Here is a 13,509-nt window from a genome sequence, read left to right as displayed (position 1 = left end):
ATCCATGGCAACGCTTGAAATCCACGACCTGCACGTCTCCGTCGAGGCCGAGAACGGCGCCCGCGAGATCCTCAAGGGCGTCGACCTCACCGTCAAGCAGGGTGAGACGCACGCCATCATGGGCCCCAACGGCTCCGGCAAGTCCACCCTGGCGTACTCGCTCGCCGGTCACCCCAAGTACACCATCACCGGTGGCACCGTGACCCTCGACGGCGAGGACGTCCTGGAGATGTCCGTCGACGAGCGCGCCCGCGCCGGCGTCTTCCTCGCCATGCAGTACCCGGTCGAGGTCCCCGGTGTCTCGGTCTCCAACTTCCTGCGCACCTCCGCCACCGCCATCCGCGGCGAGGCGCCGAAGCTGCGCACCTGGGTGAAGGAGGTCAAGTCCGCGATGGAGCAGCTCCAGATGGACCCGGCCTTCGCCGAGCGCAACGTCAACGAGGGCTTCTCCGGCGGTGAGAAGAAGCGCCACGAGATCCTCCAGCTGGAGCTCCTCAAGCCGAAGATCGCGATCCTCGACGAGACCGACTCCGGCCTCGACGTCGACGCCCTGCGCATCGTCTCCGAGGGTGTCAACCGCGTCCGTGAGTCCGGTGAGGTCGGCACGCTGCTGATCACCCACTACACGCGCATCCTGCGCTACATCAAGCCCGACTTCGTGCACGTGTTCGCGAACGGCCGCATCGCCGAGTCCGGTGGCGCCGAGCTGGCGGACCAGCTGGAGGCCGAGGGCTACGACAAGTACGTGAAGGGTGGCGCAACCGCGTGACACAGCTGCCTGGCCTCCTCGACATCGAGGCGATCCGCAAGGACTTCCCCCTTCTGGATCGCGTGGTCCACGACGGGAAGAAGATCGTTTACCTGGACAACGCTGCGACCTCGCAGAAGCCGCGCCAGGTGCTCGACGCGCTGAACGAGTACTACGAGCAGCACAACGCCAACGTCCACCGCGGCGTGCACGTGCTCGCCGAGGAGGCCACGGCGCTGTACGAGGGCGCCCGCGACAAGGTCGCCGCCTTCATCAACGCGCCGAGCCGCGACGAGGTGATCTTCACCAAGAACGCCTCGGAGTCGCTCAACCTGGTCGCGAACATGCTCGGTTGGGCGGACGAGCCCTACCGGGTCGACCGCGAGACCGAGATCGCCATCACGGAGATGGAGCACCACTCCAACATCGTTCCGTGGCAGCTGCTCTCGCAGCGCACCGGCGCGAAGCTGAAGTGGTTCGGCCTGACCGACGACGGCCGGCTCGACCTGTCCAACATCGAAGAGGTCATCACGGAGAAGACGAAGATCGTCTCCTTCACGCTGGTCTCCAACATCATGGGCACGATCAACCCGGTCGAGGCGATCGTCCGGCGCGCGCAGGAGGTCGGCGCGCTGGTGCTGATCGACGCCTCGCAGGCCGCTCCGCACATGCCGCTGGACGTCCAGGCGCTCGGCGCCGACTTCGTGGCCTTCACCGGCCACAAGATGTGCGGCCCGACCGGCATCGGCGTGCTCTGGGGCCGCCAGGAGCTCCTGGAGGACCTGCCCCCGTTCCTCGGCGGCGGCGAGATGATCGAGACCGTGTCGATGCACGCCTCGACGTACGCCCCGGCGCCCCACAAGTTCGAGGCGGGTACGCCCCCGATCGCCCAGGCCGTCGGCCTCGGCGCGGCCGTGGACTACCTCACCGCGATCGGCATGGACAAGATCGCCGCGCACGAGCACGCGATCACCGAGTATGCGGTCAAGCGCCTCCTGGAGGTCCCCGACCTGCGGATCATCGGCCCCACCACGGCCGAGGACCGCGGCGCCGCGATCTCCTTCACGCTCGGTGACATCCACCCCCACGATGTCGGCCAGGTCCTGGACGAGCAGGGCATCGCGGTCCGCGTGGGACACCACTGCGCACGCCCGGTCTGCCTGCGCTACGGAATTCCCGCGACCACGCGAGCGTCTTTCTACCTGTACTCCTCTCCGGCCGACGTCGACGCACTGATCGACGGGCTGGAGCACGTACGGAACTTCTTCGGCTGACGACGAGGGCGACGCAGTGAAGCTGGATTCGATGTACCAGGAACTGATCCTGGACCACTACAAGCACCCGCACGGGCGTGGCCTGCGCGACGGCGACGCCGAGGTGCACCACGTCAACCCGACGTGCGGCGACGAGATCACGCTGCGCGTGAAGTACGACGGCGAGACGCTGACCGACGTCTCGTACGAGGGCCAGGGCTGCTCCATCAGCCAGGCCAGCGCGTCCGTGCTGAACGAGCTGCTCGTCGGCAAGGAGCTGGCCGAGGCGCAGAAGATCCAGGGCGTGTTCCTGGAGATGATGCAGTCGAAGGGCAAGATCGAGCCCGACGAGGCCATGGAGGAGGTGCTGGAGGACGCGGTCGCGTTCGTCGGCGTCTCCAAGTACCCGGCCCGCGTGAAGTGTGCTCTGCTGAGCTGGATGGCCTGGAAGGACGCGACCGCCCAAGCACTGGGTGACGCCGCGGAGAGGAAGACGGCATGACCGAGAACGCGACGCCCCCCGAGGCGTCGATCAAGCCGGCCACCGAGGAGGAGGTCCGCGAGGCCCTCTACGACGTGGTCGACCCCGAGCTGGGCATCGACGTCGTCAACCTGGGCCTGATCTACGGCATCCACATCGACGACGCGAACATCGCCACCCTCGACATGACGCTGACCTCGGCGGCCTGCCCGCTGACGGACGTCATCGAGGACCAGGCGAAGTCGGCTACGGACGGCATCGTCAACGAGCTCCGCATCAATTGGGTCTGGATGCCCCCGTGGGGCCCGGACAAGATCACGGACGACGGTCGCGAGCAGCTGCGCGCGCTCGGCTTCAACGTCTGAGCCGTATCGCTCCAGGAAGGGCCCCCGGCATCGTGCCGGGGGCCCTTCGCGTTTTTCCGGCGGGAGCTCCACGGCTTCCGACGAGCCCTGCGTGTTCGTCCGGCGGACCCTTGAAGTGCACCGGAAGTTGGCCACGGTGGCCGAACCTGCTCGACGGCCGTGACGGCGTGACGCGTGGATCGCGCTCGGCCCGACTCGTGGGGACACCGATGAAGAAGCAGCTTGGTATCGCAGGGATCGCGGCGCTGGTCGTCGCCGGGACGGTCACGGTCGTGCCCGCCCAGGCGGTGACGTACGGGACGCCGACCATCAGCCTGTCCGCGTCGTACCTGTCCGGCGCCGTCGGCGCGGTCGGGGACCCGGTGGTGAACGTGACCGTGGGGCAGAGTGGCGCCGACGTGTCCGCGCTGACGGTCAGCGCGTCCGCGTCGAGCAAGGCCTCGGTCGCCGGGACCGGCGACGTGACCGTCACCGGGGCCGGGGCGGTGCGCCAGCTGGCCGTCACCGCGCGCGGCCGCGGCTACACGAGCCTCACGGTCAAGGTGGCGGGGCTGGGCGGCAAGAGCGCCACCAAGACCCTGTCCTACGCCGCCTCGGCCGCCGTGCAGAACCCGGCCGACGCCCGCTACTTCTCCGGCGCCTCGGACTCCTCGGCCGCCGTGGACGTCGGCGGCGGTTACACCGTCGTCGCCGACGACGAGAACAACGTGCTGCGCCTGTACGACCGCTCCCGCTCGGCCGCCCCGGTCCGGACCTGGGACTTCAGCTCGCAGCTCGGCGTCACCAAGGAGGTGGACATCGAGGGGGCGACCCTGATCGGCAACACCATCTACTGGACGGGCTCGCTCGGCAACAACAAGGACGGCGAGTACAAGGCGCCCCGGAACACGGTGTTCACCACCACGCTGAACGGCTCCGGGTCGGCCACGCAGCTCGCGTACGGACGCTCGTACAAGAAGCTCCGCGACGACCTGGTGGCCTGGGACACGGAGAACGGCAACCGCTACGGCTTCGCCGCCGGCACCGCGGCGGGCCAGGCGCCCAAGCAGATCGACGGCTTCAACGTGGAGGGCCTGGAGTTCGCCCCGGGCTCGACCACCACCGCCTACCTGGGCTTCCGCGCCCCGCTGGCCCCGGCGGTGCCGGGCGGCAAGGCGCTGATCGTACCGGTGACCAACTTCGACAAGGTCCTCTCCAGCGGGGCCAAGGCCACCTTCGGGGCGGGCATCGAGCTCGACCTCGGCGGGCTGTCGATCCGCGACATCCGCAAGAACGCGGCGGACCAGTACCTGATCCTGGCCGGCTCCTGGGCCGCGGACGACAACTCGGACCCGTACGCGCTCTACCAGTGGGACGGCGTCGCGGGCCACGCCCCGGTCAAGCGGGCCGACCTGCCGACGACGGACCCGGGCGGCTGGGAGGCCATCGTGGACGTGCCGGACCTGTCGGTGGCGGGGGCGCGGGTCCAGCTGATCACGGACAGCGGTTCCGCGGACCTGTACGGGGACGGGATCGAGGCCAAGGACCTGACGCACCCGGAGTTCAAGAAGTCGCGGGCGGCCTGGTTCACGCTGAACTGACCCCTTCCGGCTGACCCGGCTGTTGCGTACGGGGGTACACATCGATGTGTACCCTCGTACGCATGCCCTACGTACTGCTTGCCGCGGCCATCGCCGCCGAGGTGGCCGGGACCACCGCCATGAAGATCAGCGACGGCTTCACGAGGCTGTGGCCGTCGCTGGGCACCCTGGTCGGCTACGTCATCGCCTTCGCGCTGCTCGCGCAGACGCTGAAGTCGATGTCGGTGGGCACGGCCTACGCGATCTGGGCCGGGGCCGGCACCGCCGCCATCGCCGCGATCGGCATGGTGTTCATGGGCGAGGCCGCCACCGCGGCGAAGATCGCCGGGATCGCCCTGGTCATCGGCGGCGTGGTGCTGCTGAACCTGGGCGGGGCGCACTGATGCCGGCCGCGACCGGCGGCGGGCGCAGGTACGACCCCCAGCGGCGCCAGCGGATCATCGACGCGGCGATCCGGGTGGTGGGAGCCAAGGGCATCGCGGGGCTGAGCCACCGCAGCGTGGCGGCGGAGGCGGACGTCCCGCTGGGCTCGACCACGTACCACTTCAAGACGCTGGACGACCTGCTGATCGCGGCGCTGCGCCAGGTGAACGAGGGCCTCGCGCCGCTGCCGGACACCGACGACCCGGACCTGGCCGGGGCGCTGGCTCGGCTGCTGGGGACGTTCCTGACGGCCGACCGGGCCCGGGCGGAGCTGGAGTACGAGCTGTACCTGGCGGCCCTGCGGCGCCCGGCACTGCGCCCGGTGGCCGCGGAGTGGACGGAGTCCGTGTCGGCGGCCCTGGCCCGCAGGGTGGACCCGCGGACCGCGCGGGCGCTGGTGGCCGTGATGGACGGCATCAGCCTCCAGGTGCTCCTGACGGACACCGAGTACGACGAGGCGTACACGAGGGAGCTGCTGACCCGGGTCCTGTCGGGCGCGGCCGGTACCGACGCCCCCGCCCGGCCCGTCGGCGCATGACCGCCGGGCTCTGCCGGGCCTGCCGGCTATGCCGGGCCGCAGTGCCCGGCTGCTAGCCGGTGGACCGGACCGCGGCCAGCGCAGCGGTGACGCTCGCCTCGATGTCCCGGATCGGGTAGATCACCTCGCGCACCGTGCGCTCACGGTCCACCACCAGCGTCAACCGCTTCAGCCGGCTCACCCCCGCCGCCCGGAAGGTCGGCAGCCGCAGCGCCGCCGTCAGCGTGAGGTCCGCGTCCGACAGCAGCGGGAACCGCAACCCCTCCGCCTCGGCGAACTCGCGCTGCTCGTCGGGCCGCTGGGTCGACACCCCGTGCACCGTCGCCCCCGCCGCCGTGAACTGCGCCAGCTGGTCCCGGTACGTGCACGACTCGAACGTGCAGCCCTTCGCCCCCGGGATCCCGGCCCACCCCGGCGGGTAGGACTCGGCCCTGGCGTACGCCCCGGGGAAGCAGTAAAGGACCGTGAACGGCGTGTCCGCCACGGGGTCCCGGACCTCCCCGAACCGGTCCGGCATTACCAGCTCCGGCAGTCGCGTGCCGCGCAGCGCGTGCACCCGCTCCGCCTCCCGCGAGGCCTCCTGCGTCGTCGCCGTCATCTCTCCCTCTCCCAGGACCCACGCGTCTCCCCAGTCCTGGAGGGCCACCAGGACCGGCAGCAGCCCCCGCCCGCGCGGGGTCAACCGGTACTCGTGCCGCACCGGGCGTTCCTGGTACGGCTCGCGCGTCAGCACCCCGGCTTCGACCAGCAGCTTCAGCCGCTCGGCCAGCACCTTGCGGGACATCCCCAGCTCGCGTTGGAACGCGTCGAAGCGGTGCACGCCGCGCGCGGCGTCGCGCACGATGAGCAGCGTCCACCAGTCGCCCACCACGTCGAGGGCCTGGGCGATGGCGCAGTCCGCGTCGTCGAGGTGTGTGCGCTGGGCCATGGGCACTCCTTTGTCCGTTGACCCAAGGCTGTCATGCTGACATAGTCCGTTCCCAAAAGGAACTTACTTGGTTCCAGGGGATCTGCGGGGGAGTGGGCGGCGTGGTGCAGGGCTTCAAGGACGTGCCCAGAGTGGTGTGGCTCCTGGCGGCCGGGGTGTTCGTCAACGCCGTCGTCAGCTTCACCTTCGTCTTCGTCTTCCTGTACCTGACCGGCCCGCGCGGCCTCTCCACCGCCCAGGCGGGCCTGGTCACCGGCATCGGCGGCATCGGCCTCGTCGCCGGGAACTTCACCGGCGGCTGGTACGGGGACCGCTTCGGCCACCGCCGGGTGCTGCTCGCCGCCTCCACCGCGGGCGGCCTCGCCCTGATGTGCTTCCCGCTGCTGCCCACCGCCGGGCTCTACGCGGCCCTGCCGCTGGCCCAGTACGCCTCCGGCGTGGTCCGGGCCGCCAACTCAGCGCTGGTCGCCGTCACCGTCCCCGAGGGGGCCCGCCGGCAGGCCTTCGCCGTCGTCCGCTGCGTCTCCAACGGCGGCTTCACCCTCGGCCCGCCCCTCGGGGCCCTGATCGCGACCGGGGTCTCGTACGACTGGCTCTTCGTCGGCGACGGTCTCGGCACCCTGTTCTTCGCCCTCTGGACCGCACGGGTCGTCCCCGCCCGCGGCGCCCCACGCACCGCCGCGGCCCCGGACGGGGGTCTGGGCCGCGGCGTGTGGGAGGAACTCCGGGCCCGCCCGGCCGTGCTCGTCCTGCTCGGCGCGATCCTGGTGACCGACCTCGTCTACCGCCAGCAGTACGGCACCTTCCCCGTCTTCCTCGCCGACCACGGGCTCGACACCCGTGCCTTCGGCTTCGTGATCGCCCTCAACGGCGCCGTCATCCTGCTGCTGGAGCTGCCGGCCGCCGTCGCACTGCGCGCCCGGCCGCCGCTCCCGGTCATCGGTACCGGCCTGGTCCTCGTCGGCGCCGGGTACGCCGCACTGCTGGTCGGGGTCGGGGTCGCGAGCGCCGCCACCATGATGGTGCTGCTCAGCCTCGGCGAGATCCTCTACAAGACCACCGCCACGGCGTACGTCGCCGACCAGGCGCCCGAGCATGCCATCGGGCGGTTCCAGAGCCTGTACGCGGGGGTCTCCGTCAGCGGCGTCGTCCTCGGGCCGCCGCTGGGCGGAGCCCTGTACGCGGCCGCGCCCGGGCTGCTGTGGCCGCTGTGCGCGGCGCTGGCGGTGGGCGCGGGCGCCGCGGTGCTGTACGCGGCACGGGGCGGGGCAGGGCGCGGGGCTCGGAGCGGGGGCGGGCGCGAGGGTGGGCGCGGGGCGCGACACGCGGCGCGACCGGCACATGAGACCGGTTCGCACCCTCGGGTCGTCGCCGGTTAGGTTTCGGGCATGACTGCTACGCGTACCACCGGCGCCGTCGCCGCCGGACTTGCCACCATCGCCGCCGACGGCACCGTCCTCGACACCTGGTTCCCCGCCCCCGAGCTGGTCGCCGAGCCCGGCCCGGCCGGCACCGAGCGCCTCACCGCCGACCAGGCCGTGCAGCTCCTGGGTGCCGCCGCGGCCAAGGCGATCCGCCTGGACGCGGTCCGCGACGTCGAGGTCGTAGCCGTCCGCACCGTGATCTCCTCCCTGGAGGACAAGCCGCTGGACGCGCACGACGCGTACCTGCGCCTGCACCTGCTCAGCCACCGTCTGGTCAAGCCGCACGGCCAGAGCCTGGACGGCGTCTTCGGGCTGCTGGCCAACGTCGCCTGGACCTCGCTGGGCCCGGTCGCCGTCGACCAGGTGGAGGCCGTACGACTGAACGCGCGCGCCGAGGGCCTGTACCTCCAGGTCACCTCGATCGACAAGTTCCCGCGGATGACGGACTACGTCGCCCCCAAGGGCGTGCGCATCGCCGACGCGGACCGGGTCCGCCTCGGCGCGCACCTCGCCGAGGGCACCACCGTCATGCACGAGGGCTTCGTCAACTTCAACGCCGGCACCCTCGGCACCTCCATGATCGAGGGCCGCATTTCGGCGGGCGTCGTGATCGGCAACGGCTCCGACATCGGCGGCGGCGCCTCCACGATGGGCACCCTCTCGGGCGGCGGCAAGCAGATCATCTCGATCGGCGAGCGCTGCCTGATCGGCGCCGAGGCGGGCGTCGGCATCGCGCTGGGCGACGAGTGCATCGTCGAGGCGGGCCTGTACGTCACCGCGGGCACCCGCGTCACCCTCCCGGACGGCCAGATCGTCAAGGCCCTGGAGCTCTCGGGCGCCAGCAACATCCTCTTCCGCCGCAACTCGGTCACCGGCACGGTCGAGGCCCGCCCGAACAACGCGGTCTGGGGCGGCCTGAACGAGGTCCTCCACAGCCACAACTGACGCGCACGGGCCGCGGCCCCGACCGCGGCCGGGGCTGCCAGGCCCGGCCAGGCCGGGCCCGGCCCCGGAGGTCACCAGGCCCGGCGTCGCGCCACGTTCCGGACGCCACAACGCTCGGAACGCCACAACGCCCTCACCGGCCCCGACTGGGGTGGTGAGGGCGTTGTGCGTTTCCCGGCCCCGGGACGTCCTCCCGCCCCGAGCGGGGGAGGGTGTCGCCGGGGCGGGCGGGTCAGCGGAGGGGGAGGGTGCGGATCAGGCCCGCGAAGGCCTCCTCCTCCGCCTCGGTCAGTTCGACCGACTCCATCGGGTGCGCGGCCGCGCCGCGCTGGGCCGGGATCACCGCGACGCCCTCGTACGCACCGGGCTCCGGGCGCTGGAAGCGGGAGCCCCACAGCATGTGGCCGAGGCCGAGCACCCACACGACGGCGGCCGCGAGCAGGAAGGCGAGGCCGATTTCCTGGGCGAAGGAGAGCGAGGGGAACACACGGTCCTCCGGGGGCGCGGGGGGACATGGTCGAGCGTGGGGACACTCAACACCACAACCCGGGTCGAATGGGTAATGATGTGGCGAGCGTCACGCCAGGGGCGAAAGTCCCCGACTTCTCCTCCGGGATCCCCGATGAGGCGCCCGCGCTCAGTGCTCCAGGTGCAGCTTGAAGCCCTCGTGGCTGCGGGCGAAGCCCAGCCGCTCGTAGAAGCGGTGGGCGTCCGCCCGCTGCTTGTTGCTGGTCAGCTGGACCAGGCCGCAGCCGCGCTCGTGCGCCCGTGCCACCGCCAGCCGCATCAACTCCGCGCCCAGCCCGCCGCCCCGCCGGTCCGCGCGCACGCGTACGGCTTCGACCAGCGCCCGCTCCCGGCCGCCCTGGCCGAGGCCCGGGACGTACGTCAGCTGCAGGCAGCCCAGTACCGTCCCGTCCTCGACGAGGACCAGCATCTCGTTGCGGGCGTCCGCCTCGATGGCGGCGAAGGCCCGCTCGTGCGCCCCGGTGACCTCGGCACGCTCCTCGCCGGAGTCCGCCAATAGGCCCAGTACGACGGGCAGGTCCTCGCGGGTGGCCAGACGGAAGATCATGACCGCAAGTGTGGCAGGAGGCCCGGAAAGCGGGTACCTCCCGGCGGTTGCCGGGGGAGGCGGCGTCCGGGCGCCCTGCGGCTCAGGCCCCTCCCGCGATCACGGGCGGAAGCGCAGCACCTGCGGGTCGTGGTCGCTGTTCTGCGCCGAGAACTCCGCGTTGATGTGCACGCTGTCGTACGTGAAGTTCTTGATCGCCGGGCTGGTCAGGATCTGGTCCAGCACCTGCGCGTTGCCCTGGTACACGTACGAGTAGCGCTCCGCCTTCGGCAGCGACTTGATCGCCGAGTACAGCGCGCCGCCGTCCTCCAGCGCCTTCGCGGTGCCCGAGAACTCGAAGTCGTTGATGTCGCCGAGGGCGAGGACGTTCGCGTTCTTGTCGGCCGCGAGGATCTCCTTGACGAAGGAGTTCACCGCCTGCGCCTGGAGCAGCCGCTTGGCCTCCGAGGAGCGGACCGGCGGCTGGTGGATCGAGGTCAGGCCCTCGTCGCCGCCCTTGGAGCCGAAGTGGTTGGCGATCACGAAGACCGTGCGGCCGCGGAAGACGAACTCGCCGGCCAGCGGCTTGCGGCTGTCGGCCCACGCCGGGTTCGTCGGGTCGATGCGGCCGGGGGAGTGGGTCAGGGCGGCCTTGCCGTTCTCCTTGGACACGCCGGTCGCGGTCAGCGAGTCGCCCGCCGCGCGGTCGGTGAAGGAGACCCGGGCGGGGTTGAAGAGGAACACCTGGCGGATGTTGCCGCCGGGCTCGCCGCCGTCCTTGTTGTTCTCGGGGTTGATGGTCCGCCACTCATAGGCCGGGCCGCCCGCCGCCGCGATGGCCGCGGTGAACTTCTTGATGGTCTCCTCGGCCGAGACGGTGCCGTCGTTCTTGGCGCCGTTGTTGTCCTGGATCTCCTCCAGGGCGACGATGTCGGGCGAGGACAGGTTCTGGACGACCGCCTTCGCCAGGTTGTCGAACTTCTCCTGCGGGTCGGTCGGGTCGAGGTTCTCCACGTTGTACGTGGCCACCGCGAGCTCGCCGGGCGACTGGGCCTTGGTCGTCTCGGGGGCGAGGGTGCCCGCCTTGACCGTGCCGAGGGTGCGCGCCACCAGGGTGTAGCCGCCGAACTGGTTGAAGTCCAGCGGGCCCTCGGTGGTGCCGGTCAGCTTGTCGCCGACGTTCGCCACCGGGAAGGGCTGCTGCGCCAGCGGCGCGAGCTGCTGGACCTGGAGCCGGCCGGTGTTCTGGGACTCGTACGAGCCGTAGAGCGTGCCGCCGCGCTTGGCGGTGTTCTCCCAGCCCTTCACGGTGACCCACATCTCCGCGTGCGGGTCGGTGGCGCCGACCACCCGCGAGGTGCCGATCTTCACGTTCATGCCCTCAAGGGACTCGTAGAAGTCCAGCGCGTAGCGCGAGGGCTCCAGCGTCAGGCCGTTGATGCCGTTCGCGGCGGCCGGGTCGCCCGCCGGGGCGTACTCGGCGGGCACGTTGTACTCGTTGATCGCAGTGGCCTCGGGCAGCGCGTTGCCCGAGGAGACCACGGTCACGGCCGGCTTGGAGATCTGGGTGACCGACTGGTTGCCGGAGGAGACGCCGCCGGGGACGTACTCGCCGACCAGACCGGAGACCTTGACCGCGTCGCCGACGGCGACGGTCGGGACGGAACTGGTGAAGACGAAGATGCCCTCACTGGTCGCGTCGTTGTCGTCGGCGTCCGGGTCCTGCATCCAGAAGCCGCGCGAGCCGTAGGTGCGCACGCCCGTCACGATGCCCGCGACATCGGCGACCTGCTTGCCGCCCAGCGGGGATATCCGGGTGGTGCCCTGGATGTCGTGGATGCGTACCGGATCGGCGGACGCGTCGCTTTCGGTCGCGTCGGCGGTGCCCGCCAGCAGACCGGTGGCCAGGGCGGTGGCGACGAGCGCCGAGACGGCGGCGGAACGGGGATGCGAGGAGCGCATGGTCAAGAACTCCGGTGTGTGGAAGAAGGAAGCGAGAGGGTGATGCGTGGTTTTGGCCGGATTCGCAAGGGGGTTCCACGGCTGATCCGCAGGAGATCCTCGGGAATCCAGCCGGTCCCCCATAGATCTACGCGCGTCAATTTCCTGTGTGACCAGGGAAGTTGTCAAGGTCTCCAGGGGATATGGCAGCTGACTGTGGGATGAACCAAAGGAGATGGTCCGCCGGGCGCGCCCGAAATGCGTCTACTCTGGTGCGCCGGACGGCCGCCCCACGGGGGCCGTGCCCGCCGCCCCACCGCGTCCGCGAGGAGACCGCCCCATGTCCGCAGAGCCGCACCCCACGCTGCCGCCGGTACGGCTGCCCTCCGATGCGGAACTGGCCCGCGACGCCCTCGTCGCCCCGCTGTTCGCCCGCGCCGTACGGCTGGCCCGCTGGGCCGGACCGGACACCCGCGTCGACATCGGCGGCGAACTCGTCGCCGCGCAATTGACCGAGGCCGCCGCCGCGCTCGGCCTCGACGCGGCCGACGAGGAGGGCCCCGCGCTCGCCAGCCAGGCCTGGCGGGTGGCCGTGGACACCGGCCTCGTCGACGTGACCGAACCTGACGAGGACGCCGAGGAGGAGTCCGGTACCGCCGTGCCCGGAGAGGACCTGGCCCTGGTGGTCGGCGGCGCGCCCGGCGAGGTGCTCGACCTGTGGCTGGCGGCCCTGGACACCGTGCTCGCGGACGCCGCCGTGCCCGATCTGGACGCCCTCGTCGACGCGTTGGACGAGGGCGGCGTGGTCGACTTCGACCGGCTCGACTGGAACCCCGGCCGCGAGGCGGACTTCCTCGACGGGGTCCTCGCCAACCTCTACCTGCTCTCCGTCTCCGAACACGGAGCCTCGGACGGGCCGATTCCGCTGCCCGTGCTCGCCGCCTCGATGGTCATCCCCGAGGACATGGCCGAACCGACGGACGCCGTGCTGGAGCAGGTCTCGGACGCGATGATGCGCCTCGACGACCAGTTCCGGCAGCTGGAGCCGATCGGGCTCGTCGAGTTCCGGCCCGTCGACGAGGCGCTGATGGCGGAGGCGGACGACGAGGAGTTCGCGGCCGGTCCGATGGCCGGCGCGGCCGACGACGAGGACGTCTCCCGGTACGGGATGGTGCGGCTGACCCCGCTCGGCCTGTACGGGATCCGAGCCCGCATGCTGGAGGCCGGGGTCGCCGCCCCCGCCGTCGGCGAACTGGCCGACAAGGGCGCGGACGCCCTTCTCGACGCCGTCTCCGGCTACCCCGAGGGCGCCGCCCAGGCCGAGATCGAGCAGTGGCTCGCCGGCCGCGAACTGCCCGTCGCGGTCACCGAACTGCTGGCCGCCGCCCGGGGCGCCGACGAGGGTGGCCCGCTGCGCAGGCTGCGCTGCCAGCAGGCCCTGGCGCCGGCCGGTCCGGAAGCCGAGCCCGCGGTCCGCGCGGTGCTGGACGACCCGGAGCTCGGCGGGCTCGCCCGGGTCTGGCTGACCGAACGCGGGGCGGCCGACGTACCGGCGCCGGACGGGGCCATGGTGTTCTGGCTGACCGTCGACACGATCGCGGCGCAGCTCGTGGCGGACGGGGAGACGGAGGAACTGCCGCTACTGATGGAGTCGCTGACGGCCCACCACGCGGGGTTCTTCGACCAGGTCTGGCGGGTGGAGCACCCGGCGACGGCGTACGTACTGGAGGCGATGGGCCGGATGCACCCGGACAAGAAGGCCGCCAAGGAGGCCCGCAAGGCCGCCTTCAAGGCGCGTTCGCGGCGCGCCTGACCCGGGAACCTGCGGG

At 71.5% G+C, this 13,509-nt stretch carries 14 protein-coding genes; 10 read left to right on the top strand and 4 right to left on the bottom strand.

Annotated elements, in window-relative coordinates; genetic code table 11:
* Positions 1–4 precede the first annotated feature (4 nt).
* The 7 genes from sufC to OHA65_RS10360 all read left to right on the top strand — a co-directional run bounded on the left by sufC (position 5) and on the right by OHA65_RS10360 (position 5,388).
* Positions 5–769 (top strand): Fe-S cluster assembly ATPase SufC, encoded by a 765-nt coding sequence (gene sufC, locus OHA65_RS10390; RefSeq protein WP_327282841.1) that lies wholly within the window; start codon positions 5–7, stop codon positions 767–769.
* Entirely contained in the window at positions 766–2,022 is a 1,257-nt protein-coding gene (locus OHA65_RS10385; RefSeq protein ID WP_030858993.1) for a cysteine desulfurase, read from the top strand. Before sufC ends, OHA65_RS10385 begins: the two co-directional genes overlap by 4 nt.
* Positions 2,023–2,038: 16 nt before the next feature.
* A complete protein-coding gene (gene sufU / locus OHA65_RS10380; protein ID WP_030160391.1) occupies positions 2,039–2,503 on the top strand; it encodes a Fe-S cluster assembly sulfur transfer protein SufU in 465 nt (154 codons plus the stop codon).
* The gene (locus OHA65_RS10375) at positions 2,500–2,847 is read left to right on the top strand and encodes a metal-sulfur cluster assembly factor (protein ID WP_053688648.1); all 348 of its coding nucleotides are present in this window, start codon (positions 2,500–2,502) and stop codon (positions 2,845–2,847) included. The genes sufU and OHA65_RS10375 overlap by 4 nt, the downstream gene beginning before the upstream one ends.
* Positions 2,848–3,056: 209 nt before the next feature.
* On the top strand, positions 3,057–4,427 hold the full coding sequence (locus tag OHA65_RS10370) for a DUF3616 domain-containing protein (RefSeq protein WP_329313168.1): 1,371 nt from the start codon (positions 3,057–3,059) through the stop codon (positions 4,425–4,427).
* Between the two features lie 62 nt (positions 4,428–4,489).
* Entirely contained in the window at positions 4,490–4,810 is a 321-nt protein-coding gene (locus OHA65_RS10365) for a multidrug efflux SMR transporter (protein WP_327282839.1), read from the top strand.
* Complete coding sequence (locus OHA65_RS10360) at positions 4,810–5,388, top strand: TetR/AcrR family transcriptional regulator (RefSeq protein ID WP_371646519.1); 579 nt, start codon at positions 4,810–4,812, stop codon at positions 5,386–5,388. The genes OHA65_RS10365 and OHA65_RS10360 overlap by 1 nt, the downstream gene beginning before the upstream one ends.
* 52 nt (positions 5,389–5,440) lie before the next feature.
* On the opposite strand, the gene OHA65_RS10355 is transcribed toward OHA65_RS10360, so the two are convergent.
* Positions 5,441–6,316: a winged helix-turn-helix transcriptional regulator gene (locus OHA65_RS10355; RefSeq protein WP_327282837.1), complete on the bottom strand. Its 876-nt coding sequence runs from the start codon at positions 6,314–6,316 to the stop codon at positions 5,441–5,443.
* 104 nt (positions 6,317–6,420) lie between these two features.
* Here OHA65_RS10355 and OHA65_RS10350 point away from each other — a divergent pair, with 104 nt between their 5' ends.
* Complete coding sequence (locus tag OHA65_RS10350; protein ID WP_327285603.1) at positions 6,421–7,695, top strand: MFS transporter; 1,275 nt, start codon at positions 6,421–6,423, stop codon at positions 7,693–7,695.
* 9 nt (positions 7,696–7,704) lie between these two features.
* Positions 7,705–8,685, top strand: a complete 981-nt coding sequence (gene dapD, locus OHA65_RS10345; protein ID WP_327282836.1) for a 2,3,4,5-tetrahydropyridine-2,6-dicarboxylate N-succinyltransferase — start codon at positions 7,705–7,707, stop codon at positions 8,683–8,685.
* Between the two features lie 232 nt (positions 8,686–8,917).
* Here the strand turns inward: dapD and OHA65_RS10340 are convergent, their stop codons facing one another.
* The 3 genes from OHA65_RS10340 to OHA65_RS10330 form a co-directional block, all read right to left on the bottom strand.
* Complete coding sequence (locus OHA65_RS10340; protein WP_327282835.1) at positions 8,918–9,172, bottom strand: hypothetical protein; 255 nt, start codon at positions 9,170–9,172, stop codon at positions 8,918–8,920.
* Positions 9,173–9,322: 150 nt separating this feature from the next.
* Entirely contained in the window at positions 9,323–9,760 is a 438-nt protein-coding gene (locus OHA65_RS10335; protein ID WP_327282834.1) for a GNAT family N-acetyltransferase, read from the bottom strand.
* 99 nt (positions 9,761–9,859) lie between these two features.
* The gene (locus OHA65_RS10330; protein WP_329313163.1) at positions 9,860–11,701 is read right to left on the bottom strand and encodes an endonuclease/exonuclease/phosphatase family protein; all 1,842 of its coding nucleotides are present in this window, start codon (positions 11,699–11,701) and stop codon (positions 9,860–9,862) included.
* Positions 11,702–12,020: 319 nt separating this feature from the next.
* Here OHA65_RS10330 and OHA65_RS10325 point away from each other — a divergent pair, with 319 nt between their 5' ends.
* Positions 12,021–13,493 carry a hypothetical protein gene (locus OHA65_RS10325; RefSeq protein ID WP_329313160.1) on the top strand — a complete coding sequence of 491 codons (1,473 nt, stop codon included), beginning with the start codon at positions 12,021–12,023 and terminating at the stop codon, positions 13,491–13,493.
* Positions 13,494–13,509 lie beyond the last annotated feature (16 nt).

It is taken from the genome of Streptomyces sp. NBC_00045, assembly GCF_045041095.1.
Lineage (GTDB): Bacteria > Actinomycetota > Actinomycetes > Streptomycetales > Streptomycetaceae > Streptomyces.
Note: the sequence above shows the minus strand (reverse complement) of the source record. Positions and strands in the feature narration are given on the sequence as shown.

Bases quoted from the DNA above. Each gene is read 5' to 3' on its own strand.
- dapD (WP_327282836.1), top strand. From the start codon at position 7,705: ATGACTGCTACGCGTACCACCGGCGCCGTCGCCGCCGGACTTGCCACC.
- OHA65_RS10375 (WP_053688648.1), top strand. From the start codon at position 2,500: ATGACCGAGAACGCGACGCCCCCCGAGGCGTCGATCAAGCCGGCCACC.
- OHA65_RS10360 (WP_371646519.1), top strand. From the start codon at position 4,810: ATGCCGGCCGCGACCGGCGGCGGGCGCAGGTACGACCCCCAGCGGCGC.
- sufC (WP_327282841.1), top strand. From the start codon at position 5: ATGGCAACGCTTGAAATCCACGACCTGCACGTCTCCGTCGAGGCCGAG.
- OHA65_RS10370 (WP_329313168.1), top strand. From the start codon at position 3,057: ATGAAGAAGCAGCTTGGTATCGCAGGGATCGCGGCGCTGGTCGTCGCC.
- OHA65_RS10355 (WP_327282837.1), bottom strand. From the start codon at position 6,316: ATGGCCCAGCGCACACACCTCGACGACGCGGACTGCGCCATCGCCCAG.
- OHA65_RS10335 (WP_327282834.1), bottom strand. From the start codon at position 9,760: ATGATCTTCCGTCTGGCCACCCGCGAGGACCTGCCCGTCGTACTGGGC.
- OHA65_RS10330 (WP_329313163.1), bottom strand. From the start codon at position 11,701: ATGCGCTCCTCGCATCCCCGTTCCGCCGCCGTCTCGGCGCTCGTCGCC.
- OHA65_RS10365 (WP_327282839.1), top strand. From the start codon at position 4,490: ATGCCCTACGTACTGCTTGCCGCGGCCATCGCCGCCGAGGTGGCCGGG.
- OHA65_RS10325 (WP_329313160.1), top strand. From the start codon at position 12,021: ATGTCCGCAGAGCCGCACCCCACGCTGCCGCCGGTACGGCTGCCCTCC.